General features: G+C 43.9%; 24 protein-coding genes. 13 read left to right on the forward strand and 11 right to left on the reverse strand.

From position 1 onward, the window contains the following. Window positions 1-28: 28 nt before the first annotated feature. Together lytD and manA are read right to left on the reverse strand one after the other, a co-directional pair. A complete protein-coding gene (gene lytD, locus AC07VD_RS02485) occupies window positions 29-2,671 on the reverse strand; it encodes a beta-N-acetylglucosaminidase LytD (RefSeq protein WP_216995551.1) in 2,643 nt (880 codons plus the stop codon). A 129-nt stretch (window positions 2,672-2,800) separates the two neighbouring features. After that, the gene (manA, locus tag AC07VD_RS02490) at window positions 2,801-3,751 is read right to left on the reverse strand and encodes a mannose-6-phosphate isomerase, class I (RefSeq protein ID WP_336804518.1); all 951 of its coding nucleotides are present in this window, start codon (window positions 3,749-3,751) and stop codon (window positions 2,801-2,803) included. Window positions 3,752-4,015: 264 nt separating this feature from the next. Between manA and gerBA the strand changes: the two genes are divergently transcribed. Genes gerBA through gerBC form a run of 3 tightly spaced genes read left to right on the forward strand, consistent with a single transcriptional unit; the run spans window position 4,016 to window position 7,700 of the window. Beyond that, window positions 4,016-5,467 carry a spore germination protein GerBA gene (gene gerBA, locus AC07VD_RS02495; RefSeq protein WP_327825948.1) on the forward strand — a complete coding sequence of 484 codons (1,452 nt, stop codon included), beginning with the start codon at window positions 4,016-4,018 and terminating at the stop codon, window positions 5,465-5,467. A 5-nt stretch (window positions 5,468-5,472) separates the two neighbouring features. Further along, window positions 5,473-6,579 carry a spore germination protein GerBB gene (gene gerBB / locus AC07VD_RS02500; protein ID WP_024571918.1) on the forward strand — a complete coding sequence of 369 codons (1,107 nt, stop codon included), beginning with the start codon at window positions 5,473-5,475 and terminating at the stop codon, window positions 6,577-6,579. After that, window positions 6,576-7,700 carry a spore germination protein GerBC gene (gene gerBC, locus AC07VD_RS02505; RefSeq protein ID WP_494724392.1) on the forward strand — a complete coding sequence of 375 codons (1,125 nt, stop codon included), beginning with the start codon at window positions 6,576-6,578 and terminating at the stop codon, window positions 7,698-7,700. The genes gerBB and gerBC overlap by 4 nt, the downstream gene beginning before the upstream one ends. 36 nt (window positions 7,701-7,736) lie before the next feature. On the opposite strand, the gene AC07VD_RS02510 is transcribed toward gerBC, so the two are convergent. Continuing rightward, complete coding sequence (locus tag AC07VD_RS02510; RefSeq protein WP_100505902.1) at window positions 7,737-9,110, reverse strand: sugar porter family MFS transporter; 1,374 nt, start codon at window positions 9,108-9,110, stop codon at window positions 7,737-7,739. 332 nt (window positions 9,111-9,442) lie between these two features. Here AC07VD_RS02510 and tagT point away from each other — a divergent pair, with 332 nt between their 5' ends. Further along, window positions 9,443-10,411: a polyisoprenyl-teichoic acid--peptidoglycan teichoic acid transferase TagT gene (gene tagT, locus AC07VD_RS02515; RefSeq protein ID WP_014478157.1), complete on the forward strand. Its 969-nt coding sequence runs from the start codon at window positions 9,443-9,445 to the stop codon at window positions 10,409-10,411. 155 nt (window positions 10,412-10,566) lie between these two features. Beyond that, a complete protein-coding gene (ywtE, locus tag AC07VD_RS02520) occupies window positions 10,567-11,427 on the forward strand; it encodes a 5-amino-6-(5-phospho-D-ribitylamino)uracil phosphatase YwtE (RefSeq protein ID WP_003244395.1) in 861 nt (286 codons plus the stop codon). A gap of 33 nt (window positions 11,428-11,460) precedes the next feature. Here the strand turns inward: ywtE and pgdS are convergent, their stop codons facing one another. From pgdS to pgsB, 5 genes are all read right to left on the reverse strand, one after another. Continuing rightward, window positions 11,461-12,702 (reverse strand): gamma-DL-glutamyl hydrolase, encoded by a 1,242-nt coding sequence (pgdS, locus tag AC07VD_RS02525; RefSeq protein ID WP_003242751.1) that lies wholly within the window; start codon window positions 12,700-12,702, stop codon window positions 11,461-11,463. A 141-nt stretch (window positions 12,703-12,843) separates the two neighbouring features. Continuing rightward, complete coding sequence (edmS, locus tag AC07VD_RS02530) at window positions 12,844-13,011, reverse strand: extrachromosomal elements maintenance protein EdmS (RefSeq protein WP_003227896.1); 168 nt, start codon at window positions 13,009-13,011, stop codon at window positions 12,844-12,846. Between the two features lie 14 nt (window positions 13,012-13,025). Next, window positions 13,026-14,168: a capsular polyglutamate synthetase PgsA gene (gene pgsA, locus AC07VD_RS02535; RefSeq protein ID WP_003243306.1), complete on the reverse strand. Its 1,143-nt coding sequence runs from the start codon at window positions 14,166-14,168 to the stop codon at window positions 13,026-13,028. Window positions 14,169-14,186: 18 nt separating this feature from the next. Beyond that, window positions 14,187-14,636, reverse strand: coding sequence for a poly-gamma-glutamate biosynthesis protein PgsC (gene pgsC / locus AC07VD_RS02540; protein ID WP_003227889.1), 450 nt, complete (start codon window positions 14,634-14,636; stop codon window positions 14,187-14,189). A gap of 14 nt (window positions 14,637-14,650) precedes the next feature. Then, the gene (gene pgsB / locus AC07VD_RS02545; protein WP_003227883.1) at window positions 14,651-15,832 is read right to left on the reverse strand and encodes a poly-gamma-glutamate synthase PgsB; all 1,182 of its coding nucleotides are present in this window, start codon (window positions 15,830-15,832) and stop codon (window positions 14,651-14,653) included. 783 nt (window positions 15,833-16,615) lie between these two features. On the opposite strand from pgsB, the gene AC07VD_RS02550 reads away from it, so the two are divergent. The 8 genes from AC07VD_RS02550 (at window position 16,616) to AC07VD_RS02585 (ending at window position 23,338) form a co-directional block, all read left to right on the forward strand. After that, window positions 16,616-17,596: a LacI family DNA-binding transcriptional regulator gene (locus AC07VD_RS02550; RefSeq protein WP_032722637.1), complete on the forward strand. Its 981-nt coding sequence runs from the start codon at window positions 16,616-16,618 to the stop codon at window positions 17,594-17,596. Window position 17,597: 1 nt separating this feature from the next. After that, window positions 17,598-18,479 carry a ribokinase gene (rbsK, locus tag AC07VD_RS02555; RefSeq protein ID WP_494721562.1) on the forward strand — a complete coding sequence of 294 codons (882 nt, stop codon included), beginning with the start codon at window positions 17,598-17,600 and terminating at the stop codon, window positions 18,477-18,479. Then, window positions 18,476-18,871 (forward strand): D-ribose pyranase, encoded by a 396-nt coding sequence (gene rbsD / locus AC07VD_RS02560; protein ID WP_124059267.1) that lies wholly within the window; start codon window positions 18,476-18,478, stop codon window positions 18,869-18,871. Before rbsK ends, rbsD begins: the two co-directional genes overlap by 4 nt. Before the next feature lie 15 nt (window positions 18,872-18,886). Beyond that, window positions 18,887-20,368, forward strand: coding sequence for a ribose ABC transporter ATP-binding protein RbsA (rbsA, locus tag AC07VD_RS02565; RefSeq protein ID WP_257434374.1), 1,482 nt, complete (start codon window positions 18,887-18,889; stop codon window positions 20,366-20,368). A 1-nt stretch (window position 20,369) separates the two neighbouring features. Further along, entirely contained in the window at window positions 20,370-21,338 is a 969-nt protein-coding gene (rbsC, locus tag AC07VD_RS02570; RefSeq protein WP_003227873.1) for a ribose ABC transporter permease RbsC, read from the forward strand. Between the two features lie 12 nt (window positions 21,339-21,350). Then, a complete protein-coding gene (rbsB, locus tag AC07VD_RS02575) occupies window positions 21,351-22,268 on the forward strand; it encodes a ribose ABC transporter substrate-binding protein RbsB (RefSeq protein ID WP_024572245.1) in 918 nt (305 codons plus the stop codon). 81 nt (window positions 22,269-22,349) lie between these two features. Further along, the gene (locus tag AC07VD_RS02580) at window positions 22,350-22,886 is read left to right on the forward strand and encodes an SH3 domain-containing protein (protein ID WP_086344394.1); all 537 of its coding nucleotides are present in this window, start codon (window positions 22,350-22,352) and stop codon (window positions 22,884-22,886) included. Between the two features lie 155 nt (window positions 22,887-23,041). Next, window positions 23,042-23,338 carry a DUF3892 domain-containing protein gene (locus AC07VD_RS02585; RefSeq protein WP_003227867.1) on the forward strand — a complete coding sequence of 99 codons (297 nt, stop codon included), beginning with the start codon at window positions 23,042-23,044 and terminating at the stop codon, window positions 23,336-23,338. 39 nt (window positions 23,339-23,377) lie between these two features. Here the strand turns inward: AC07VD_RS02585 and AC07VD_RS02590 are convergent, their stop codons facing one another. From AC07VD_RS02590 to alsS, 3 genes are all read right to left on the reverse strand, one after another. Then, on the reverse strand, window positions 23,378-23,905 hold the full coding sequence (locus tag AC07VD_RS02590; RefSeq protein WP_003242788.1) for an NAD(P)H-dependent oxidoreductase: 528 nt from the start codon (window positions 23,903-23,905) through the stop codon (window positions 23,378-23,380). A 99-nt stretch (window positions 23,906-24,004) separates the two neighbouring features. After that, window positions 24,005-24,772, reverse strand: coding sequence for an acetolactate decarboxylase (gene budA / locus AC07VD_RS02595; RefSeq protein WP_003244457.1), 768 nt, complete (start codon window positions 24,770-24,772; stop codon window positions 24,005-24,007). A 61-nt stretch (window positions 24,773-24,833) separates the two neighbouring features. Then, the gene (alsS, locus tag AC07VD_RS02600) at window positions 24,834-26,546 is read right to left on the reverse strand and encodes an acetolactate synthase AlsS (RefSeq protein WP_124059273.1); all 1,713 of its coding nucleotides are present in this window, start codon (window positions 26,544-26,546) and stop codon (window positions 24,834-24,836) included. Window positions 26,547-26,649 lie beyond the last annotated feature (103 nt).

Below are 26,649 nucleotides of genomic sequence, written 5' to 3' on the forward strand. Positions count from 1 at the left end.
ACCTTTTGCAGCCGCAAAAGGTGTTTTTTTATTGATATTCCGGAACATCAAAATAAAGTGTATAGCCGTCCAGCAATGAATATAGGCTGTACATGCGGTTTACTTGTTTGTACGCCCAGCCGATGTCTGTTGCGTATTGATGTGTCGCTGTAGCTGACCATCTCATTTTGTACAGTGTGTCCTGATTGTAAGCTGTGTTGTGGATATACGATGAGCCTATGAATTTTGCTCCGCCGATAATGGCCGCTTCTGGTGTGAACCAGCCCTGCTCGTACGCATATTTGGCCCCGTAGTAATTCGGATTGCTGTCGTATGCTCCAATTCCATACATGTTGTATACGGTTTTTCCGTTATAGGTTAATCCATTGGCTAAGGCGGATGTCCCGTTTCCTGTTTCAAGAAGAGCGTGTGAGATTAAATACAGTTCGTTGATGCTATATTGATTGGCGGCATCGATAAATGCCTTTGCTCTCCCTGTCAGGATGCCTTTACCCGCAAGCACTTTCTGATTGACCTCAGTAACGCTGAGGCCCGCTGTCTGTGACAGCTTGAGAAATTGGAAGTAGTATTTGCTGTCTCTGGAAAAGTTATTCGGATCCACGTATTGAACTACTTCATCACTGCTTGCGTTTCGCCAGCCCAAATTGATCTTAGCCCAGCCGTTTATCTGTCCGATGATTTTCACTTTATCGCCTTTTTTAAATTGGCCGATCACGTTTGTCGGGCTGACTTCCGGCGTTGACCGGATATTTAGTACATCAGCCGTAACGGTTGATGTTGCTGTATTAATGTACGTGAGCGATACGTAAGCCGCTCCGTCTGTTTGCGGACTTACTGTCATTTGTTTTTGGACCATATCACGAAGCGAGAGATTGTAATTTGTTTTCATGATTTGCGGGCCGTTTTTGATCTTCACGATAGATGATGTCCATCCGTATAATTGTTTTAGCTTCGTTGATGCCGCAGCAGCTGTATCCTTGCCTGTGAACTGCTCATTTACGCTGATTTTATAAAGCGTATTGCTTTTCGTTGTGTAGCTCGGGGTTACACTTTTCGATTTAAGATAGGTTAACCCATTGTTCAATGCTGTTTTGCTGCTGAGCTGTGTTGTCACGATTTTGTATTGTGTATATGCAGTCTGGCCTGTTTTTGATGTTGTGACTGCGATTTTATTTTGTTTGAAAAATGTTAAAACGCGGTCAATCTCTTCTTGGCTGATGATAGCTTCAGTTGTGATTTGATAGCTGCTCGCAGCTGTCTGACCGGTTTTCTGGCTTGCTGCTGATATATGATTCGATTTGAAAAACGTGAGTGCCTGATTGACTTTCGTTTGATCAAGCAGAGATTCGGTTGTGATTTTAAACGTGTCAGCTATTTGTTTTTTGACGGATTTCGCAGAAGCACTCAGCTGATTTTTCTTTAATATGTTCAAACCCTTTGTGACTTTTGCTTGATCTGATGTTTCTTCTGAGATGAGCTGATATTGATTTTCTGCTGTTGATCCAGCTGCTGTTTTTGCAGCTTTTACTTTTTTCTGAGCAAAGAAGGCTGCTGCTTTGTTTGCTTGCTGCTCGCCTAAAATCTTTGCTGTCGTGATTTGATAAGCTGCAGACGTTGTCGTTTTTTTGACGCTGGATGACGTGTAATGCCATTTTTTCTTTTTAAAAAAAGTGTCTATTTTTTGGAGCTGCTGTTTTGTTATACCCTTCATATTCACGGTATATGATGTGCTTTTTCCAACCTGTTGATAACTGCCGGATACGCCGGTGTTTTTCTTGATTTGGCTGATGGCGTTCTTTACTGTATTCAGCCCTTTGAAATAAGCTGATTGGACATTGTATGACTCAACGGTTATTTTTTGATTGATGGACTTGTAGCTACCTGTGATGCCAGTGCTCTGTTTCAGCTGCTGCAATAGAGTCTTGGCATTCGCTTCACCTGAAATGGCGGCAGTTGTGAACGTATAATAGGCTTGTCCTTTCACCGTTTCCTTTAATGATGCCTGCAGCCCCGATTCCTTTTGGAAGGCGTTTTTGATCTGCGCTGCTCTGCTGTCTCCCACAATTGTGCCAGACTGAATGGTTGTGACAGACACCGTATGTGTGATGGGCTGATACGAGCTTTTAATCCCCGTTTGCTTAGACAGGCTCTGGATAAGCGCCTTGACTTTTGTCTCATCAGCAATGTCTGATGTCATGACGTTCATATAGGGCTGAGCTGCTCCGTAAGCTTTTACAGCGCCAGCCACTCCCGTCTCCTGTTTCAGCTTTGCTAGCATAGTGTTGGCCTGTTTTTCTCCGGAGATGGCACCTGACGAGATGGTGACATATGGCTGTTTGCTTCCAACAGGACTTGACGTTCCTGTAATCGATGTCTGTTTGGCGAGTCCGCTCAGTATTGCTTTCGCTTCTGATTCGCTATGAATGCCTGAGGCGGAAATTTGGTAGGTCGTTGTTGTGCCTGAAGCCTGGTAGGATGCATCCCAGCCAGTATCTTTTTCCAGTTTGGCGACAGCTTGTGAGGCTTGGCTTTCTGTACTGAACGTATTCGACGGCTCTACTTTATATAGTGAGTAGTCGGTATACGCGGCTGCCTGGGCAGAACCAGACATGGCAAAAAAGGCAAGGGACGCGGCGGATAGAAGCATAGGTGCGATTAGTCTCTTTTTCATTCCTTCTCCTCTTTCTTATTCTATGAGAATATAAAACTAGTTTATTTATCGGCACGCGCATGCTTCATTTATAGGTGAATCACTTCCATTTTCTAATAAAAAAAACTTAATCTCGAAGTGAGATTAAGTTTAAATATGAGACACGATAAGGGTACAAGTTCCTTTTATCGTAAAATCGGGCATTTGAGCCGGCAAAATAAAGTGATCGCCTTTTTTGAGCGGACATGTTTTGTCCTCATACATGAGCAAACCGCTTCCTTCTATCAGGCTGCAAATCAGAAAGGATTCATCCTGAGCCATTTCAGCTTCGCCATTGATGTCCCATTTATAAACCGAAAAATATTCCCCTTGGACAAATGTTTTAATGGTTATTCCTTTTCTTGATTCTGTCGATTCATCTATATACCCGTCCACATGGGGAACCGTGGCCGCATTGACCGCTTTGGCAAAATGAAGCTCTCTCGGACTTCCGTTGCTATCAAGACGGTCATAATCGTACACCCGGTATGTGGCATCAGAATTTTGCTGAGTCTCTAAAACAAGGGCCCCCTTGCACAATGCATGCAGCGTTCCGCTCGGCACATAATAGAAATCACCCGGTTTAATTTTGATTCTTCGCAGCAGGCCCTCCCAGTCACCGCTGTTGATCATTGTGACAAGTTCGGTTTTTGAGCGGGCCGTATGCCCGTAAATGATTTCTGCGTTTTCCTTACAGTCGATAATGTACCAGCATTCCGTCTTGCCGAGTTCTCCCTCTTCGTTTTCTCCGGCATAGTAATCATCAGGGTGAACTTTAATTGACGTATCTTCCTTCACATCCAGCAGCTTTGTCAGAAGCGGGAACCGATCCCCCTCTACACCGCCGAATACTTCACGGTGCTCTTCCCAAAGCTCGATCAATGTCTTTCCTTTATACGGGCCATTTGCAACAATGCTCGGTCCTTTTGGATGAGCGGAAATGGCCCAGCATTCCCCCGTTGATTCTGAAGGAATACTGTATCCAAATCTATCTCGTAAAGCGGTTCCGCCCCAGATTTTTTCTTTAAACACAGGCGTTAGAAAAATCGGTGATTGCGTCATGATCCGTACCCCTCCCCTGTAAATAACTGATCATCATTTTCCCGGTGCGCCCCTCTTACAAACGCCCGTATAAGCTGTCTTTTTCCGATGACAACATATGTACAAAGCATCATCTTTTCATTACCCCTTCAAAGAAAACGCTTCCTATCTATTATATCACGTCGAAAAGAAGCTTTGTTTCAGCCTTTTCCTCGATAAGAATAATTCTCCTTTTTTGATACAAATTAATAAAAACCGTCAATCTGTTTACGAAGGAGAGAAACTATGCAAATCGACTCTGATCTCCAGAACAATTTAGACACACTGAAAAAAACATTGGGACAAAACGACGATATGATGTTTTATACATTTGCTTTCGGAGATAGCAGACAAAAGGCGTGTTTACTGTATATTGACGGTCTGACAGAGAATAAAATGCTGGCGCAATACGTCATTTCTCCTTTACAAAAAGAGGCGTTAGCCCATAAGGAAAGCTCGATTGAAGACTTATCCGCCTTTTTTTTCGGCTTTCACCACAGCGTTGTTTCTACAATGAAAGAAATAGAGCAACTCGTTTTTTCAGGTCAAGCCATTTTGCTCGCTGATGGCTATCGCGGAGGATTAGCTTTTGACACAAAGTCAGTCACAACACGCAGTCTTGATGAACCCTCCTCCGAAGTCGTGGAACGCGGCCCTAAAATAGGATTTATTGAAAAACTGCGGACAAACACGGCGCTTTTACGTGAACGGACGAGTGACCCTAATCTTGTCATCAAAGAAATGACACTCGGAAAAAGGACGAAAAAGAAAATCGCTGTCGCTTATATTCAGGATATCGCCCCCGATTATGTCGTCAAAGAAGTGTTTAAAAGGCTGAAATCAGTCAATATAGATAATTTGCCGGAATCGGGGACGCTTGAACAGCTGATTGAAGACGAACCATTTTCAATTTTCCCCACGATTTTAAGTACAGAACGGCCAGATCGTGTAGAGGCTGCTCTATTAGAAGGACGAGTGTCCATATTAGTGGATGGTACGCCGTTTGCTTTGATTGTACCGGCTACGGTTGACGAATTTATTCATTCGCCCGATGATTACAGCCAGCGCTGGATCCCAATGTCACTTGTACGCCTTCTTCGTTATTCCAGCATCCTGATCACCATTTATTTGCCCGGTCTGTATATTTCTCTCGTTTCTTTTCACACCGGGCTATTGCCGACTAGAATGGCCATTTCCATTGCAGGCAGCAGGCTTAACGTACCGTTCCCGCCTTTTATAGAGGCCTTTATCATGATCTTTACGATCGAATTGATTCGAGAAGCCGGATTAAGGCTGCCTAAGCCGATTGGACAGACAATTGGCCTTATCGGCGGGGTCGTCATCGGACAGGCAGCTGTTCAGGCACAAATTGTCAGTGCGCTTATGGTCATTGTCGTTTCTGTCACAGCACTGGCATCCTTTACCGTTCCTTCATACGCCTATAACTTTCCGCTGCGGATCATTCGGATCGGGGTTATGATAAGTGCAACAGCGCTTGGCATGTATGGCGTTATAATGGTTTATCTGTTTGTGATCGGCCATCTTATGCGCCTGAAAAGCTTTGGCGAGGATTACATTATCCCGATCATGGCGCAGCCTGGACAGGATTTGAAAGACACAGTCATCCGTATTCCCACGATGTTTTTAAAAAGAAGACCGACACGAAACGATCCTGAAGACAACATCAGACAAAGGTGATGGCTATGAGGAAATCAGAGCATAAACTGACATTTATGCAGACGCTCATTATGATCAGCAGCACACTGATCGGTGCCGGGGTCCTAACCCTTCCCCGCTCAGCTGCCGAAACCGGCAGTCCGAGCGGATGGCTTATGATACTGCTGCAGGGCGTTATTTTTATTATCATTGTTCTGCTTTTTTTGCCTTTCCTTCAAAAAAACAGCGAAAAAACTCTTTTTAAGCTCAACAGCATTGTAGCTGGAAAATTCATCGGCTTTCTATTGAATTTATATATCTGTCTATATTTCATTGGGATTGTTTGCTTTCAAGCTCGGATTTTGGGAGAGGTTGTCGGATTCTTTTTGTTGAAAAATACGCCAATGGCAGTTGTGGTGTTTATATTTCTTGCAGTTGCCATCTATCATGTGGGCGGAGGCGTTTATTCAATTGCAAAAGTATACGCTTATATTTTTCCTATAACCCTTATTATTTTTATGATGCTTTTGATGTTCAGCTTTCGCTTGTTCCAGTTCGATTTTATCCGGCCTGTTTTTGAAGGAGGCTATCAAAGTTTTTTCTCTTTATTCCCAAAAACACTTTTATATTTCTCAGGATTTGAAATCATCTTTTATCTCGTCCCATTTATGAGAGATCCGAAGCAAGCGAAAAAGGCTGTTGCTTTTGGGATCGGGACTTCTACAGTGTTCTACAGCATTACTTTGTTCATTGTGATTGGCTGTATGACTGTGGCTGAGGCAAAAACGGTGACATGGCCGACTATTTCCCTCATCCACGCATTAGAGGTTCCGGGTATTTTTATTGAACGATTTGATCTGTTTTTACAGCTGACCTGGACAGCTCAGCAATTTACCTGTATGCTCGGATCCTTCAAAGGCGCCCATATCGGGTTAACGGAAATCTTTCATCTAAAAAATAAAAACAATGCTTGGCTGCTGACTGCAATGCTGGTTGCGACGTTTTTCATAACGATGTATCCCAAGGACTTGAATGACGTGTTTTATTACGGGACGCTTCTTGGATATGCTTTCTTAATTGTGATTGCAATTCCATTCTTCGTCTGGCTTTTAAGCTGGGTACAGAAAAAACTTGGGAGGGGTCAGCTGCAATGAAAACAGCAACAAAACTCGCAGTCATGTTTCTTATGCTGCAGGTTCTCTGCGGGTGCTGGGATGTCAAAAATATTGAGAAACTATCCTTCGCCAGAGGGCTGGCGATCGATGAGACAGATGATCACCTGTACAAACTGACGTATCAAAACCTTCTTCCCCAAAGCGAAGACAGCCAAGCATCCGGAAAACCCGAATTTGTCAATGTGACGTCCTACGGGAAAACTATTCTGGAAGCAGTCAGTGATGTATCCATCAAGGACCCTCCTGTTTATAGCGATCATTTAAAAGTGATTCTTTTGGGAGAAAAACTGATGAGGAATCAAAATGTAGACCAAGTCTTCAATCACTTTATCCGGGATGATGAGCTGCGGCGAAGCAGCTATTTGATGGCAGCCAGAGGGAATGCAGCTGATGTTTTCACAAAAGGAAACCCCAATCAGCAGCAGCCGATACCCTCAGAAAAACTGATTGATTTGACAACTCACAGCGGATATAACGGTAAGATTATGATACCGCTGCGCATCGGCAGAGCATCTATATACTCTCAGAACGGGTACAGTTATCTTATTCAAGCCGTGAAAAACCAAAAGGGAAAAGCCAAGTATGACGGTTCAGGCGTTATCAAAAGAGGCAGCAATAAACTCGTTGGGTTTCTTTCAGCTGATGAAACCCAAACACTGACATGGGTCATGGGGACGATCCAAGGCGGTGTCATGCCAACGACAGATAAAGGACATCCGATTACGTTTGAAATTAAAAAGTCGAAAACGAAAATTAAGCCGGTCATTGAAAACGGAAAACCTGTCTTTCATATTTCTGTTAAAACGAAGGGCATCCTGACAGAAGACCAAAACCCGAATGAAAACTCGTTCAGCAAAAGTTATTTGCACAGGCTGGAGAACATTTTTGAAAAAAAGCTTGAACGAGATGTAAAGCAGGTGATGGATAAACTGCAGCACGAGTATAAAACCGATCCGGTCTTTTTATCAGACCACATAAGGATTCAACACCCTGACTACTGGAATAAAGTAAAAGGGCATTGGGATGAAATATTTTCTGAGGCTGATTTTAAGTACGATATTTCTTTTAAAATCATTAACTTTGGCACGGTGGGAAAGTAAGCAATCAAAAGGGTGCGCATGATCGCGCACCCTTTTTTATGTCCCGACAGTCTGCTGTTTTCCGGCCGATCCTCCCTGTCCGTTTTTGTCCCGTAAATCCTGCTCAATTTCTTCAAGGCTTTTTCCCTTTGTCTCTGTCACTTTAAATCGGACAAATAAGAACGCCATGATACCGATCGCGGCATAAATCAGGAATAAATAACTGATTCCGATCGCTTCCATTAATATTGGATAGGTTAGTGAAACAATCAGTGTCCCAACGTGCAACATTAAGGTCGAAACACCGGTCCCGATTCCTCTGACATGAAGCGGGAACAATTCAGGAAGCATCACCCATACAACCGGTCCCCAGCTGACCGCAAAGACAACGATAAACACGCCTAAACAAATGACGGTCGTCCATGAGGCAGCCGGAGTGTTATCGAAAAAGAGATTTACTAAAGCGAGAACGATCAAGCTGATCACCATGCCCGCATTCCCGAATAGCAGTAACGGCTTTCTTCCAATCTTGTCGATGATTTTAATCGCTACTAATGTCATGACAACATTGACTGTGCCGATTCCGACCGTGCCTAAAATCGAAGCGGAGTTTCCGAATCCGACGTTTGTAAAGGTCTTTGGCGCATAGTAGATGATCGTATTCGTTCCGATAAATTGCTGCAAAAAAGCGAGTCCCAAACCGGCAATAAGTGCTGGGCGCACCCATGGATCGAACAGCTCCTTCAGGCCGCCTTCATCCTGCTTTTCCGCTTCTTTTATATCATGTATTTCCTGATCAATATCTTTTGTGCCACGCAATTTTTCAAGAATTTTCTTCGCTTTGCTTTCTTCGCCATTTGTGAACAGCCAGCGCGGGCTCTCCGGCATAAACAAAATGCCAATGAGCAAGAGCAATGACGGCACAGCAGCCAATCCAAGCATCCAGCGCCACGCTTCGGCATCGGCAAATATGTAATTGACAATGTAAGAAAGAAGGATGCCGACCGTGATCATCAGCTGATTCAGTGATGACAGCGCCCCGCGTTTATGTTTTGGCGCCAGTTCAGATAAATAAAGCGGCACGATCGTCGTCGATGTTCCGACTGCAAGTCCCAAAATGATGCGAAACAGCACCATGACTCCCGTATTCGGGGCCAGCGCCACACCAAGACCGCCTATACAAAACAGCAGCGCGGCCGCCATAATTGCTTTTTTTCTTCCGAAACGGTCAGTCAGCTTGCCGGCCGCTCCTGAGCCCAATATCGCCCCAACCAGCAAGGAGCTGACAACAAGACCTTCTGTAAACGCGTTTAAGCCTAACTCCTTTTTCATAAATAAAATAGCTCCGGAAATCACTCCGGTATCATAGCCATATAACGCGCCTCCAAGAGCTCCGAAAAAATAAAGCCATATATTTGACTGCTTTTTCATAAAAATGACTCCCTTTCTCCATCAGCTGCAATGACATTGTCTGTGGGATTTTTTTAGAAATCTTTTAGCCTCTTTTTCCGGCCATTAAACCTTTTTATTTTGCTGATCATCAGTTTTCCAATCATTTACTTGTATTTTTTTCAATGTCGCCGAAACATTTTACCTGCTGCGGCGTCCAATATAAGGTGATTCAGCACATTATCGTTATCAATTTTCAAAAACAAGAACTTATAAATATAGGAATATTTATCGAAAAATGTCTTTCGAGGAGTTGCCCCATGGCAAATAGAATGGTACGCTTCAAATATTAAAGAAACGTGAGGTATTGATATATGGAAGAACGATCACAGCGCAGAAAGAAAAAAAGAAAACTAAAAAAATGGGTGAAAGTTGTTGCCGGATTAATGGCTTTTTTAGTCATTGCGGCAGGCTCTGTCGGCGCCTATGCTTTTGTAAAGCTGAACAATGCTTCTAAGGAAGCTCATGTCAGCCTTGCACGCGGAGAACAATCTGTAAAACGGATCAAAGAATTTGATCCTGGAAAAGATTCTTTTTCTGTATTGCTCTTAGGAATTGATGCCAGGGAGAAAAACGGCGAGACCGTCGATCAGGCAAGAAGTGACGCGAATGTGCTGGTTACATTTAATCGGAAAGAAAAAACAGCTAAAATGCTGAGCATTCCGCGTGACGCCTATGTAAACATCCCAGGCCACGGGTATGATAAATTCACACATGCTCACGCTTACGGCGGCGTTGACTTGACTGTGAAAACAGTTGAAGAAATGCTGGATATTCCCGTCGATTATGTCGTAGAAAGCAATTTCACGGCTTTTGAAGACGTCGTAAACGAATTAAATGGCGTCAAAGTAACAGTAAAAAGCGATAAAGTCATTCAGCAAATCAAAAAAGATACAAAAGGTAAAGTCGTTCTTCAAAAAGGAACACATACGCTTGATGGGGAAGAAGCGCTCGCTTACGTAAGAACACGTAAAGCGGACAGTGACCTTTTACGCGGGCAAAGACAAATGGAAGTGCTGAGCGCCATTATAGATAAATCAAAATCATTGAGCTCAATTCCGGCTTATGATGATATTGTGGATACGATGGGGCAAAATTTAAAAATGAACTTATCCCTTAAAGATGCCATCGGCCTGTTCCCGTTCATCACTTCATTGAAATCAGTTGAGTCTATTCAGCTGACGGGTTATGATTATGAACCTGCCGGAGTTTATTATTTCAAATTGAATCAGCAAAAGCTGCAGGAAGTTAAAGAAGAGCTGCAAAACGATTTAGGTGTATAATGAACGGGATGGCGATTACGCCATCCCGTTTTACATATTTCCTTGTTGAAAATTATCAAAGTAACGATTAGCCTTAATTTATATGGATTATGTTTCACAGGCAAACTGAACATACTACACGAAGCAGCTTCATTTTTAAGGAGGTTCCCCTACATATGAAATGTATTGCGATTGATCTAGACGGAACATTACTGAATAAAGAAAGCGTCATTTCTGCGGAAAACAGAGAGGCGATCAAGCGGGCCGTTGATGCCGGCATCCTCGTCACCATTTGCACGGGAAGAGCGACATTTGATGTAAAAGCGCTGCTGGATGACTTGGACATCCCTATCATTGCAGCTAATGGCGGTACGATCCACGACACGGGTTACCGTTTGATCAGCCGGACATTAATGGATCAGGAAGCCGGTAAAGCGATTGCTGATTACTTACTTTCAAAAAACATTTACTTTGAGGTATATACAGATGACCATCTGCTTTCTCCTTTTGACGGCGAAGCTAAGCTGCACGCGGAGCTTGACATTCTAAAGAGCGCAAACCCAAACGAGCAGACGGATGACTTGTGGCAAGGAGCCATGACTCAATTCAAACAGTTTGGCATTAAACCAATCCCTCATATCGAATCGGTTTTTGACGGCGGTGAAAACATTTATAAGCTTCTTTGCTTCTCCTTTGATATGGACAAGCTGAAACAAGCGAAGGAAGAACTGAAGCATCATAAAAAACTGGCGCAAACCTCTTCAGGAAAACATATTATCGAAATCCTGCCGGCCTCGTCAGGAAAAGGACGCGCGTTAACAAAGCTCGCTGACATATACGGAATTGAAACACAGGATATCTATGCGATCGGCGATAGTCCAAACGATTTGTCCATGTTTGAAGTCGCCGGACACCGTATCGCCATGGAAAATGCGATTGATGAATTAAAAGAAAAAAGCACCTTTGTCACAAAAAGCAATGACGAAAATGGTGTGGCCTACTTTATAGACCAGCTTCTTTCAGGCCAATATGCATAAAGAAAAGACTCCAGAGATTGGAGTCTTTTTCTTTTATTGCACCCGTATACTTCCTGCGTATTTATCCTTCCAATATGTGCTCGTGTTCATATTGGTGATGGTCACGCCGTTTGATAATGTGACATGAACAACTTGTCCGTTTCCGATATAGATGGAGGGATTTAAGCTTGTTGATTGAAAGAACACAATGTCTCCCGGCTTCAGGTCCGCCTTCTCAATCTTAGTTCCGGCATTGTACTGGCTTGTTGCGTATCGAGGCAGGGAAATACCGGCTGCTTTCTGGTAGACATATTGGACAAATCCAGCTGTATCAAATCCTGTCTCAGGTGTTACTCCGCCCTGTTTGTAAGGCACTTCTCCGACATAAAGCGTCGCTTCGGAAACAATCGGATTTTCTTTCGGGATTGTCAGGTTGTCAAATCGGCGAATACCCGTCATCTTCGATTTCCAGTAATCCTCTGACAAATAGGAAATGGTTACTTTTTCTGACCGGCTTGCCTGAATGAACCTGCCTGCGCCCGCATAAATGCCTGCATGTGAAATTCCCGTTTTATACGTATTGCTGAAATAGACGACATCACCAGGCTTTATGTTCTGAGGGGCTACCTTCTCGCCCACTGCCCACTGCTGTTCGGCTGATCGCGGCAGATAAATGCCGAGTGCCTGTTGAAACACATATTGCACAAGCCCCGAGCAATCAAAGCCCTCTGACGGCGTGCTTCCGCCAAACACATATGGGACACCGATATATTTTTCGGCCTCCTGAACGACAGGAACATCAGCCGTTGCCGGATCGGCAGCGATTCGTCTCGCTCCGATATAAGTTCCGCTCCAATAGCTGCTTTTTTTGTAATTGGTGATGATAACCCCTTTTGACTGTGTACTGTGAACCATTTGGCCGTCTCCGATATAAAGGGCGTCATGTGTCGGAACAGTGCCGGTGCTTCCCTCTTTCTTGAAAAACAAAATATCACCCGGCTTCAGGTTTTCCGGCTTTACAGCTGTTCCGATTTTATACTGGTCGTTTACAGATCTCGGCAGATGAATATCAGCCTTACTGAACACATATTGTATCAATCCTGATGGATCGAAACCCTCTTTTGGCGTTTCCCCGCCATATTTATACTGATATCCAAGCAGGTTTTTTGCTTCGCTGACAATCAATTCTGATGATGTATCAGCTTCCGCAATCTCCGCTTTTGTCATAATTGGAACCAAAAAACAAATGATAACCGCCACAAGCAAAAACTTCTTCCAGTTTGCCAGTGTGTTCACTTTTATTATCTCCTCCTCTTTTTGCAGTTTTAACATCGGTATTTTTTTGAATATGTTAAGAGACTTTTTAATATTTTTACAGAATGAATATGCTGGGCAAATAAAAAGAGAGTGTCTCATCAGACACTCTCTTTTTTTGAATTATTTATTGGCGTTTACCGGTTCTTCCTGCTGTTGGATTTTATTCATTTCCATATCAATCTTCTGTTTTTCCTGATCTGTCAGCTGATCATTGAATTTAAAAGCTGACATAAACATGAACACGATGGCTACGGCAACAAACGGCCAAATGGCTTTGACAAATTTCATCTTTATCACTCCGATTATTTAGATTTTAGTTTGTCACTATGATCAATATCAAACGTCAGTTTTCCGTCTTCTACTTTCCAAGCGAAATTAGAGTCTTTCGTCAGTTCGCGAATAATGGTTTTCTGTTTAAGGCTGTCTTTTTTCACAGGTGCAGGTGTCGCTTCATGGATGTCGATCGGTGTCACTTCAAAGCGGCCTGTTCCATTTTTCTTCAGGTGATACTGAACCAGTGCACTGTCTCTTGTTCTCGTCCAGCCCTGGTCAAAGACAAAGTTGCCGAGGCTGTAGAAAATGACGGTTCCGTTATATACTTCAATCGGTTCTAAGACGTGCGGGTGATGGCCGACGATGATGTCAGCTCCCGCATCAGACATGGCTCTTGCAAGCTGGCGCTGGCGGTCGTTTGGATCATTGTCATACTCTTGGCCCCAGTGTGACTGCACAACAACGATGTCCGCATGTTTTTTCGCTTCTGAAATCATAGGGATGAAGATTTCAGGATCTGCGGGCAGCACGCCCGGCGTATTCTTTTTAGCCGCGAAACCTTTCCCGGACACATCGGTAAAGCCAAGCGTCGCAATCGTTACCCCGTTGACTTTCTGGTACGAAATTTTCTTTTTCGCATCACTTAAGCTGTATCCCGCTCCAACGATATCAAGGTTTTGCTTCGCAAATTCTCCAAGCGTATCTTTCATGCCCTGAACGCCGTAATCCATTGCGTGGTTGTTTGCGCTGTTGAGAACCGTGAAATTCATATCCTTCAAGACTTTCACTGATTCCTTATTCGTCTGCAGATGAATCTCTTTATCTGCTTGTTTATAATTCTTTTGATAGGTTACCGGGTTTTCAAAGTTTCCTGCTACATAATCCGAGGCTCTAAAGATCGGTTCAACATATTGAAAAATACTGTCTGCCCCTTTTTGCTCCGTTACTTTTTCAACATAGCGTCCCATCATAATATCGCCTACAAATGAGGCTGAGAGTACGTCGTCAGAATACGTTTTGACCTTCGGCGTTTCCGCTTTTCCCGCCCACATGAAAGCGAACATAAGGACAAAAACGATCGGAATGGCAATAAATACGTGCTTATTGGTTTTCTTTTTTTGCTGTTTTGTCAGCTTTAGCAGCTTTTCATGAAAGCTCAGTTCTTTTTTCATAGTTTGACACACCTTACATTAAATTAAGTAGTAAACAAACATGATAGCAAAGGTCGCTCCGCTCAATAGCAGCGTGCTTCCGAACGTAATGGTTAAACCTTGTTTCTGAATGGTATTGGCAATTAAACCTGGCACGATGATGCCGATTCCTCGAAATTCTGCGATTTCAAATGGTACAATCGGGTATAGAAAATCAAACGCGATTTTTAGGACGATCCCTGTTATCAGCATGGCAGCGAATTTTCTGCGTCCATACAAAATCATAAATTTGGATAAACCGTATTTCACAATAACATAAGTGAGCAAGCTCACTAGCAAAACAAGTAAAATAAAGACCGGCTGATTAAACACAAGTCCTAGATATCCCGGTACAACAAGTCCTGCCGGCACGATCCCTGTTTTTTCCGCAAAAATTAAACTGAGTAGTACACCTAAAATTAGTGCGATGTATAAATCTGATCCGAACATGTTTGCATTTCCCCCTAGCTTACGAGCTGCTTAACCTTGTATTCGTGGATTTTTTCAATTAAAGGCTCTGCGGCACCATGAATATTGCCGACGCCATATATGACACGGTTGTGCATTCTTTTCTTTAACAATTCCATAATTTCATCTGTTGACTTATACTCTAGATCATGCAGTTTGTCTGCAGGAATTTTGCCTTCTTCGTAGGCTTTTACGATCGGTTCTGTTGTTTCACCGATTAAGATCAGTTCACTTGCTTCAATATAAGGCAATACGTCATTTGCGAATTGCTGTGTCCGATCGACACGGTCTGCGCGGCAGTTCATGATGATGATCGGATCATCGGTCGGGTAACCGATTTCTTTTACACGTTTCCATATATTCAAAGTAGAAGAAGCGTCGTTTGCGGCAAACCCATTAACAAAGTGCCCAGGCTCGCTCGGACTGATCAGCGGAAGAATTCTCATTGCTCCCGGATCTGGCGGCGCATTCAGCATTCCCTTAAATGCTGTTTCTTCGTCAATGCCGAGTGCTTGAGCCACACCCAGCGCCAGAGAAGCGTTATCAGGGAATACCATGTATTCAAATTTACGTAAATACTCATCTGTAATTTTTGAGTTATCAGCAATGATGACTTTTGTGTTTCGTTCTTTTGCTTTTTGTTTAAAGAACTCGGTATATTCACTATCTGTAATGACAAGATGGCCATTATAAGGAATTGTAGCGGTAAACGCTTCTGCAATTTCATCAAGCGTCGGCCCCATGACATCCATATGGTCTTCTAAAACATTCACAATGACGCCGATATTGGCCTGCAGAAGTTCTTCCTGAAAGATGATTTGATAATCTGGGTTAACAGCCATGCATTCACTGACAATCGCGTTAGCCCCTCTTTCTACTGTTTCTCTCATGACTTCTTTTTGCTCTCCGATATTCGGCCCCTGAGGTTTCCGTTTAATCGGCTTTTCCTCCGGTGTGTCCCAGTAAATCATTCTTGCATCTGTTCCTGTTGTTTTTCCAACAGTCTTGTAACCGGCTTCTATTAATATTCCGGTTGTCAGCCTTGTCACAGTCGATTTTCCGCGGATGCCGTTAATATTCACCCGAACAGGGAGGGCATCAATGTTTTTCTGATGTCGTCGTTTTTCTAATATTCCGATGACCAGTATGACAGCACAGGCTATAATGAGTAACCACATTGCTTTTCGACATCTCCTTCTATATTGTTGTAAATTCATTCATCAGTATATAGAATCACTATGAATTCTCAATCGGCATTATGTAACATAATCTTCCCTAATCGACTAAGCCAAACTTCTCTTTTGAAAGAGATTTTATACCTACAAACTGTTTTCTATTTTTGGAAAACAGCAGGACTTATACCTTATCACTTTTTTGAAAAATCGAAGAGAATGCGCTTTCATTTTTCTCCTGATATCCTTCTGGACGTATAGTCACACCTTGCTGTTTGTATTTAATATGCATTTCAAATCAATCTTTTTTTCAGCCTGTGTTATCAAGCATTTCCTGCTATCATGCGTGTTTCCGGTTCTTATGAACACAAAATAATTTTATCCTGTTTCTTAAGGACAAGGTCATAATGTCATCCTTTCTGCATGGAATAAGCAATATTAGGCCCATTCCAAAATGACTAAGGAGGTTCGAGATGAAAACGCTAAACATACGAGTCCGAATTCTCTAACATAATTAAACATTTTCTGGGATGATAGTCTTTTCTGTTTCTCACCATTTACAGGTCTAAACGCATGACTTTGAAACAATTTTAATAAAACTTAATATTTGTTCAAGAAATCTTCATCCATATTTGTGAAGACTTTGTCAAAAAAAGAGTGAAAACCTTAAATTTTTCAATTATATATACAATTTACAATTAGATTTCTTTTGATATTTTTATTGCTAACTTCGGATTGTTCATGATAATCTATCTATGTAAACGGTTACATAAACAAGGAGGAGCTGTTTTGGCTACAATTAAAGATGTCGCCGGAGCGGCGGGCGTTTCAGTTGCGACGGTTTCCCGCGTCCTGAATGATAACGGCTATGTACACGAAGAAACGCGAACGCGTGTCATAGCGGCGATGGCGAAGCTGAACTATTACCCGAATGAAGTCGCCAGATCTCTTTATAAAAGAGAATCCCGACTGATCGGACTTTTGCTCCCGGATATCACAAACCCTTTCTTCCCTCAGCTTGCCCGCGGTGCGGAGGATGAATTGAACCGGGAAGGCTATCGCCTTATTTTCGGCAACAGTGACGAGGAATTGAAAAAAGAACTTGAATACCTTCAAACCTTTAAGCAAAATCATGTCGCAGGCATTATTGCCGCAACGAATTACCCGGATCTCGAGGAATACAGCGGCATGAATTATCCAGTTGTTTTTCTGGACAGAACACTTGAAGGGGCTCCTTCTGTGTCCAGTGACGGCTATACAGGAGGAAAGTTAGCCGCCCAGGCTATCATTCACGGAAAAAGCCAGCGCATTACGCTCTTGAGAGGACCCGCTCATCTGCCGACCGCTCAAGACCGCTTTAACGGCGCTTTGGAAATCTTAAAGCAGGCTGAAGTTGATTTTCAGGTCATTGAGACGGCTTCATTTTCAATTAAAGATGCACAATCGATGGCGAAGGAGCTGTTTGCCGCTTATCCAGCGACAGATGGTGTGATCGCGAGTAATGATATTCAAGCCGCTGCCGTTTTACATGAAGCATTGCGGCGCGGAAAAAACGTGCCGGAGGACATTCAAATTATCGGCTATGATGACATTCCGCAAAGCGGACTTCTGTTCCCGCCACTTTCTACAATTAAACAGCCCGCATATGATATGGGGAAAGAAGCTGCCAAACTGCTTTTGGGTATCATCAAAAAACAGCCGCTGGCAGAAACGGCAATTCAAATGCCTGTCACCTATATAGGAAGAAAGACGACAAGAAAGGAAGATTAAGATGCGTAATATTTGTGTGATTGGTAGCTGTTCTATGGATTTAGTGGTCACCTCGGACAAACGCCCAAAAGCCGGTGAAACGGTTCTTGGCACGTCGTTTCAGACTGTGCCGGGCGGCAAAGGAGCAAATCAGGCCGTTGCCGCAGCCAGGCTTGGGGCGCAAGTGTTTATGGTCGGCAAGGTTGGAGACGATCATTATGGAACAGCTATTTTGAATAATCTCAAAGCTAACGGCGTTCGCACTGACTATATGGAACCGGTTACACATACGGAAAGCGGAACCGCTCATATTGTGCTTGCTGAAGGCGACAACAGCATTGTCGTTGTCAAAGGCGCGAACGATGACATCACCCCAGCGTATGCGTTAAACGCGCTCGAACAGATTGAAAAGGTCGATATGGTGCTGATTCAGCAGGAAATCCCAGAAGAAACGGTTGATGAGGTGTGCAAATACTGCCATTCTCACGATATCCCGATCATACTAAACCCAGCACCGGCCCGCCCGCTCAAGCAGGAAACAATTGATCACGCTACCTATCTGACGCCGAATGAACACGAGGCTTCGATTTTATTCCCTGAGCTTACCATTTCTGAAGCTCTGGCGCTTTATCCGGCAAAGCTCTTTATTACGGAAGGAAAACAAGGCGTCCGCTATTCGGCTGGCAGCAAAGAGGTGCTCATCCCGTCCTTCCCTGTAGAGCCCGTTGATACAACCGGAGCCGGTGATACGTTTAACGCAGCATTTGCCCTGGCCCTGGCTGAGGGAAAAGACATTGAAGCCGCATTGCGGTTTGCCAATCGTGCCGCTTCCCTTTCTGTCTGCTCCTTCGGTGCCCAAGGCGGAATGCCGACAAGAAATAAAGTAGAGGAGCTGCTGTCATGAAAAAACACGGTATACTGAACAGCCATCTTGCCAAGATTTTAGCCGACCTTGGCCACACTGATAAAATTGTCATCGCGGATGCCGGACTGCCGGTTCCTGACGGCGTTTTGAAAATTGATCTTTCACTGAAGCCGGGCCTTCCGGCTTTCCAAGATACAGCGGCAGTGCTCGCTGACGAGATGGTCATCGAAAAAGTCATTGCTGCAGCTGAAATAAAAGCATCCAATCAGGAGAATGCGAAATTTCTAGAAAATCTTTTCTCTGAACAAGAGATTGAATACCTTTCTCACGAGGAGTTTAAGCTGCTGACAAAAGAAGCAAAGGCAGTCATAAGAACAGGAGAATTCACATCATATGCCAACTGCATCCTGCAGGCAGGTGTACTTTTCTAGAAAGGAGGATGAAACATGCAGATTGAAATGAAAGACATTCATAAAGCATTCGGAAAAAATCAGGTGCTGTCAGGCGTTTCCTTTCAGCTCATGCCTGGCGAGGTTCACGCATTAATGGGAGAAAACGGCGCCGGCAAGTCCACGCTTATGAACATTTTGACAGGCCTGCACAAAGCAGATAAAGGTCAAATCAGCATAAACGGAAACGAAACGTATTTTTCCAATCCGAAAGAAGCGGAACAGCATGGAATAGCCTTTATCCATCAGGAATTGAATATCTGGCCGGAAATGACCGTTCTTGAGAATCTATTTATCGGTAAAGAGATATCCTCCAAGCTGGGCGTTTTACAAACAAGAAAAATGAAAGCGCTAGCAAAAGAGCAATTTGACAAACTCTCCGTCTCTCTTTCTCTTGATCAAGAAGCCGGCGAATGTTCCGTCGGACAGCAGCAAATGATCGAAATCGCAAAAGCGCTTATGACAAATGCCGAGGTAATCATTATGGATGAACCGACCGCAGCGTTGACTGAACGTGAAATCAGCAAGCTCTTTGAGGTCATTACAGCGTTAAAAAAGAACGGCGTCTCCATTGTCTATATTTCGCATCGCATGGAAGAAATTTTTGCGATTTGCGACAGAATTACCATCATGCGTGACGGAAAAACGGTAGATACAACAAACATCTCAGAAACTGATTTTGATGAAGTCGTCAAAAAAATGGTCGGACGGGAGCTGACTGAACGATATCCAAAACGCACTCCTTCTCTCGGTGACAAAGTATTCGAGGTGAAAAATGCCTCCGTAAAAGGGAGTTTTGAGGATGTCAGCTTTTATGTTCGTTCCGGTGAGATCGTCGGTGTTTCAGGATTAATGGGAGCCGGCCGGACAGAAATGATGAGAGCGCTGTTCGGCGTTGACAGGCTGGACACGGGTGAGATATGGATCGCTGGGAAAAAAACGGCTATTAAGAACCCGCAGGAAGCCGTGAAAAAAGGTCTCGGCTTTATTACAGAGAATCGCAAGGATGAAGGGCTTCTGCTCGACACCTCGATCCGCGAAAATATTGCCCTGCCCAATCTGTCCAGCTTCTCACCAAAGGGTCTCATTGATCATAAGCGGGAGGCTGAATTTGTCAATCTGTTAATCAAACGACTCACTATCAAAACAGCATCACTGGAAACGCACGCACGCCATTTATCAGGAGGAAACCAGCAAAAAGTGGTGATAGCCAAGTGGATCGGCATCGGACCGAAAGTGCTTATCTTGGATGAGCCAACAAGAGGTGTGGATGTTGGCGCCAAACGAGAGATTTATACGCTGATGAATGAGCTGACCGAACGCGGCGTCGCTATCATCATGGTGTCATCAGAGCTGCCTGAAATTCTGGGAATGAGCGATCGGATTATCGTTGTCCATGAAGGCAGAATCAGCGGAGAAATCCATGCGCGAGAAGCAACACAAGAACGAATTATGACACTTGCCACGGGAGGGCGGTAATATGAAAACGGAACAACTGCAAACAGAACAAAAACGGATTCACTTCGACGGAGTCATGCAAAAACTCGGCCCGTTTCTTGGTTTATTTATTCTCGTTATCATTGTATCTATTTTAAATCCCAGCTTTCTTGAACCGCTGAATATTTTAAACCTGCTTCGCCAGGTCGCCATTAACGGATTAATCGCGTTCGGAATGACCTTTGTCATTTTGACAGGCGGCATTGATCTTTCTGTCGGCGCTATTCTTGCCCTGTCCAGTGCTTTAGTTGCGGGGATGATTGTGTCCGGTGTCGATCCGGTTCTCGCGATCATCCTTGGCTGTATCATTGGTGCCGTACTAGGCATGATCAACGGATTATTGATTACTAAAGGAAAAATGGCGCCCTTTATCGCCACGCTTGCGACCATGACTGTGTTTCGCGGACTGACGCTAGTGTATACAGATGGAAATCCGATTACCGGACTTGGCACAAACTACGCTTTTCAGATGTTCGGACGCGGTTACTTTTTAGGCATTCCTGTACCGGCGATTACGATGGTTCTTGCCTTTGTCATCCTTTGGGTGCTTCTTCATAAAACACCATTCGGACGCCGAACGTACGCAATCGGCGGCAATGAGAAAGCCGCGCTCATTTCAGGCATTAAAGTGACGCGCGTGAAAGTGATGATCTATTCTTTAGCCGGTCTTTTATCCGCTCTTGCAGGTGCCATATTGACTTCCCGCCTGCATTCGGCCCAGCCGACTGCGGGGGAATCGTACGAACTTGATGCTATCGCGGCAGTCGTCTTAGGCGGAACAAGTCTTTCTGGCGGCCGAGGACGCATTGTCGGCACGTTAATCGGGGTGCTGATCATCGGCACACTTAATAACGGACTTAATCTGCTTGGCGTCTCATCATTTTATCAGCTGGTTGTCAAAGGGATTGTTATCTTAATTGCGGTATTATTAGACCGCAAGAAGTCAGCATAGGAGGGTTTTCACATGAAAAAGGCTGTATCCGTCATTTTAACGTTATCATTATTTTTGTTAACCGCCTGTTCGCTTGAGCCTCCCCAATGGGCAAAGCCGTCAAACTCGGGGAACAAAAAGGAATTCACCATTGGCTTGTCCGTCTCAACACTTAATAATCCTTTTTTTGTCTCATTAAAAAAGGGTATCGAAAAAGAAGCTAAAAAAAGGGGAATGAAAGTCATCATTGTTGATGCACAAAATGATTCATCGAAACAGACGAGTGACGTGGAAGATTTAATTCAGCAAGGTGTTGATGCATTATTAATCAACCCGACTGATTCTTCGGCGATCTCAACGGCAGTAGAATCTGCAAACGCAGTCGGTGTGCCCGTCGTAACAATCGATCGATCTGCCGAACAAGGAAAAGTTGAAACCCTCGTTGCTTCCGATAATGTAAAAGGCGGTGAAATGGCCGCGGCGTTTATTGCCGACAAACTTGGAAAAGGAGCAAAGGTGGCAGAGCTTGAAGGCGTCCCCGGCGCATCTGCCACACGGGAACGCGGCTCAGGATTCCATAACATCGCAGACCAAAAGCTCCAAGTTGTCACAAAACAATCAGCTGACTTTGACCGCACGAAAGGCCTGACTGTCATGGAAAACCTGCTGCAGGGACATCCTGATATCCAAGCTGTTTTTGCTCACAACGATGAAATGGCGCTCGGTGCTCTCGAGGCAATTAACAGCTCGGGGAAAGACATATTGGTGATCGGTTTTGACGGCAATAAAGACGCGCTCGCTTCCATTAAAGACGGAAAGCTGTCAGCAACCGTCGCTCAGCAGCCTGAGTTAATCGGTAAACTGGCTACAGAAGCAGCAGATGATATTTTGCACGGAAAAAAAGTGCAAAAAACAATATCCGCGCCTCTCAAACTAGAAACACAAAAATAATTGTCTGATGTTTAGGAACCTGCGATAACGTGAATAGAGTTATAGAATGAATTATTTCTCTTACGTGAGGAGAGGAACGGCATGAACAAACCAACAAAACTATTTTCAACTTTAGCACTTGCGGCTGGAATGACTGCGGCTGCTGCAGGGGGCGCTGGCACGATCCATGCCCAACAGCCAGAAACAACGGTAAGCATTGATGATTTATACAGTTATCCGATTGATTCTTATTTGGTATCAGCAGAGGCTCTAAATGTCAGAACGAAGCCTTCCGCATCAAGCCAGAAAGCCGATACGCTGCACTTAGGAGATAGCCTAAAGCTGATTTCCTTCTCAAATGCTGACTGGGCAAAGGTTCATTATAAAAACGGAAAAACAGGCTTTGTCTCCACTCATTATATTGTAAAAGCAGCAACAACAGTAAAAACCAAAACAAAAACGAAAGTATACACATCCGCTAACGGAAAGAGCATTAAGACTCTTCCAGCAGACACAAGCGTTTCTTTTTTAGGCTGGAGTCAAACGAATAAAGGCGGTTTTGATTTTGATTGGGTATTCGTTGATTACGGCGGTGCGACAGGTTATATGAAAACAAAGGATTTACACATGACAAAATAACTGAGAGGGATTCCGTATTTATGCGGAATCCCTTTTATTATGAATTGATTTGTCACATTCCCAAGATATTTCTCAGGAAATATTGTCGTATGCTGTGTCGAAACCTTACATGATCATCGACATTTTTGTTCACGCTAAAAAGCGGAGGTGTAAATATGGATCAATTTGAAGCAGCATATGAATCGTATAAAGCCCGGCAAACAACTGTCGATCAAGAAAATGTTCCATCTGGAAAAGAAGAAATTATTGCGGTTAGAAGAAACGAGGAAGACAATATTATCGCAGTGAAAACCAATACAGGAAGAGAGCTCGACTATCCTACTGCGCTGTCAGAAGCAAAATCAGGAAAACTCGCTCATGTTGATGTCTTCCATAAATACGGGCGTGACATTTTGCGAAGTGAACCGGACGGCATCAAGGAAAATAACCTGTCTGAGCTGCCGGATTTTTAAACAAATACAGCCCTGCCGTATGTTCGACAGGGCTTTCTTTTAAACAAAAGGCTGCTGAATGTATTCGGCTAACCGTTTTGCACTGTGTGAAATATCCTCTGCAGCTGCATAATTCACGCCATAGAACACATATGGAGGCAGATACTTCATGCCGATCAGATTACTCGTGGCCTGAAATGGTTTCAATAGCTCACTGATCGAGTAATGATTTGCTCCGCCCGCTTGATATTTTTCCGCTTCGCTCCCTGTTGATACAGCCAGCATCAGCTCCTTGCCATGCAAGGCATTTCCTTCTGAACCAAAAGCCCAGCCATAAGTCAGCACAAGATCCTGCCATTTTTTCAAGAGCGGCGGAGAGCTGTACCAATATAGCGGGAATTGAAAGACAATCCGATCGTATTCCTCGCACAGCTGCTGTTCCTTCGCAACATCTATCGCTTCATCCGGGTATTCCTTATAAAGATCCCGTACTGTGATATTGTCATGTTTACTCAATTCCTCAGCCCACGCCTTATTAACAACTGAGGTCTCCATATGAGGATGCACTGCCAAGACCAATATTTTCATCAGACCACACCTTTACTGTTTTGATGTTATTTTATCTAAAATCAGGAAAAGAGCCAAATAAAAAGAAAGCCCTGCTAAAAGGGGCTTTCTTTTTTTCTTTTATTCAGGGCTTCCTTCAGTTGTTTCGATATCTTTCGCAAAATCAGGGTTATCCAGATTCGCATTAAAGAAATCCGCTGTGTTCGGAAGTCTGAGATTCATGTTCATTTTTTGAGAAATCGTAACCGTGCAATCCTCAAGCACATAGTCAAAAACGTGTCCGCCTGAATTGCGTCCTTCGTCAATGAAGTGCAGGTGATAGCCAGAAACGGCGATTCCGTTTGCATAGGCTGGTGTCAAGAAACCTACGATCGTTCCTCTCACGTTGTCGAAGTTGAAAATCGGCTGTGTTTTGACTGCTTCAACCATTGGCACGTAAGGTTTTTCTTGAAGTTCTACCGTTCTTGTCTGCACCTTTTTAAACAATCCGTCAATGCGAATTGCATAAAATAAGTTTCTGCTTGGCAGCATGCTGTTGATCTCTTTTTCAAAGTCTTCGCGTGTCATTTTCGCATCAATTTTGTGCGTCATGTCCGGTGTAAAGAACGTAAATGAACAGAACGGAGAACGATCCCCATTTTGGACCGGTGTCGCAGTTCCGTCTGAACGGAGACGGTAAAATTCGCCGTCAAACCCAATCAGCTCTCCGTCAAGCTTGTTAAAGGTTCCGATACCGAAGTCTCCATATTTCGGAATCTCTGACAGTTCAAAATCTCCGTCATATACTCCGTCTAATAGAGAAGTCATTGTTGATACTTGATAAATCTGGCTCACAGGCTGATCTTTTTGACCGCGGCTGAGCACTTGAATGTTGCTTTCTCGTTTCATATTTCCCTTCACTCCTTTTATTTAGTGCTGTTCATAAAACAGTGTCGTGATGCGCAGAGTGCTAGAGAGCTTTCGTTTTCATGAGTTCCCCGAATTCTTTCGGAAGCTTGTCACTTGCTAAATTAATGTTATCACTGTAGTCAACCGGGACATCGATGATGACAGGACCTTCAGCGTTCATGCCTTGACGCAGAACATCTGCCAGCTGGTCTGGTGATTCTACGCGCAAGCCAGTTGCTCCGAAGCTTTCCGCATATTTCACGATATCGATATTTCCGAAATCGACCGCAGATGTACGGTTATATTTTTTCAATTGCTGGAATGCAACCATGTCATATGTGCTGTCGTTCCATACAATGTGTACAATTGGTGCTTTTAGTCGAACCGCTGTCTCTAATTCCATTGCTGAGAATAAGAAACCGCCGTCACCAGAGACAGAAACCACTTTTTCTCCCGGTTTCACCAATGAAGCGCCGATTGCCCAAGGAAGCGCAACGCCGAGTGTTTGCATACCGTTACTGATCATTAATGTTAACGGCTCGTAGCTGCGGAAATAACGTGACATCCAAATGGCGTGCGAACCGATATCGCAAGTTACTGTAACATGATCATCGACTGCATTACGCAACTCTTTAACGATTTCAAGAGGGTGCGCTCTGTCTGATTTCCAATCTGCAGGCACCTGCTCACCTTCATGCATATATTGTTTTAAATCAGAAAGGATTTTCTGCTCACGCTCTGCAAATTCCACTTTCACAGCATCGTGTTCGATATGATTGATCGTGGACGGAATGTCACCGATCAATTCAAGATCAGGCTGGTAAGCATGATCAATGTCAGCGATAATCTCGTCTAAATGGATAATTGTCCGGTCTCCATTGACATTCCAGAATTTCGGATCATATTCAATCGGGTCATAGCCGATAGTCAGAACAACATCTGCCTGCTCTAGCAGTAAATCGCCAGGCTGGTTGCGGAACAAACCGATACGGCCAAAATACTGATCCTCTAAATCTCTCGAAACGGTACCGGCAGCTTGATATGTTTCAACAAATGGAAGCTGAACCTTTTTCAAAAGCTTGCGAACCGCTTTAATTGCTTCCGGTCTTCCGCCTTTCATGCCGACCAAAACGACAGGAAGTTTTGCTGTTTGGATTTTTGCAATGGCCGCACTGATTGCATCATCTGCTGCAGGACCGAGTTTTGGCGCTGCAACAGCACGCACGTTTTTCGTATTTGTGACTTCATTCACAACATCTTGCGGAAAGCTCACAAAAGCGGCCCCAGCCTGCCCTGCTGACGCTATCCTAAATGCATTTGTAACAGCTTCCGGTATATTTTTTACATCTTGAACTTCTACACTGTATTTTGTAATCGGCTGGAATAGCGCCGCATTATCCAAAGATTGATGTGTCCGTTTTAAACGATCTGCACGGATCACGTTTCCAGCAAGCGCAACGACAGGGTCTCCTTCAGTGTTCGCTGTCAGCAGGCCTGTTGCCAAGTTAGAGGCACCCGGTCCTGATGTGACTAACACGACTCCCGGTTTTCCAGTTAAACGGCCGACTGCTTGGGCCATGAATGCTGCGTTTTGTTCGTGCCGGGCAACGATAATTTCAGGTCCTTTATCTTGTAAAGCGTCAAATACCGCATCAATTTTTGCACCTGGAATGCCAAATACATGTGTGACACCTTGCTCCACCAAGCAATCAACAACAAGCTCCGCCCCTCTGTTTTTCCCAAGGGATTTTTGTTCTTTTGTTGCTTTTGTCAACACCCTCACTCCTTATTATGCATTTTAAACGTAAAATTTTAAATATCTTGTGATAAGTTTCACTATACACTCTTTGGAAATTGACCTCCAATATCGATTCGCC

The sequence above is a fragment of the Bacillus sp. GW821-FHT01G09 genome (genome assembly GCF_059422205.1).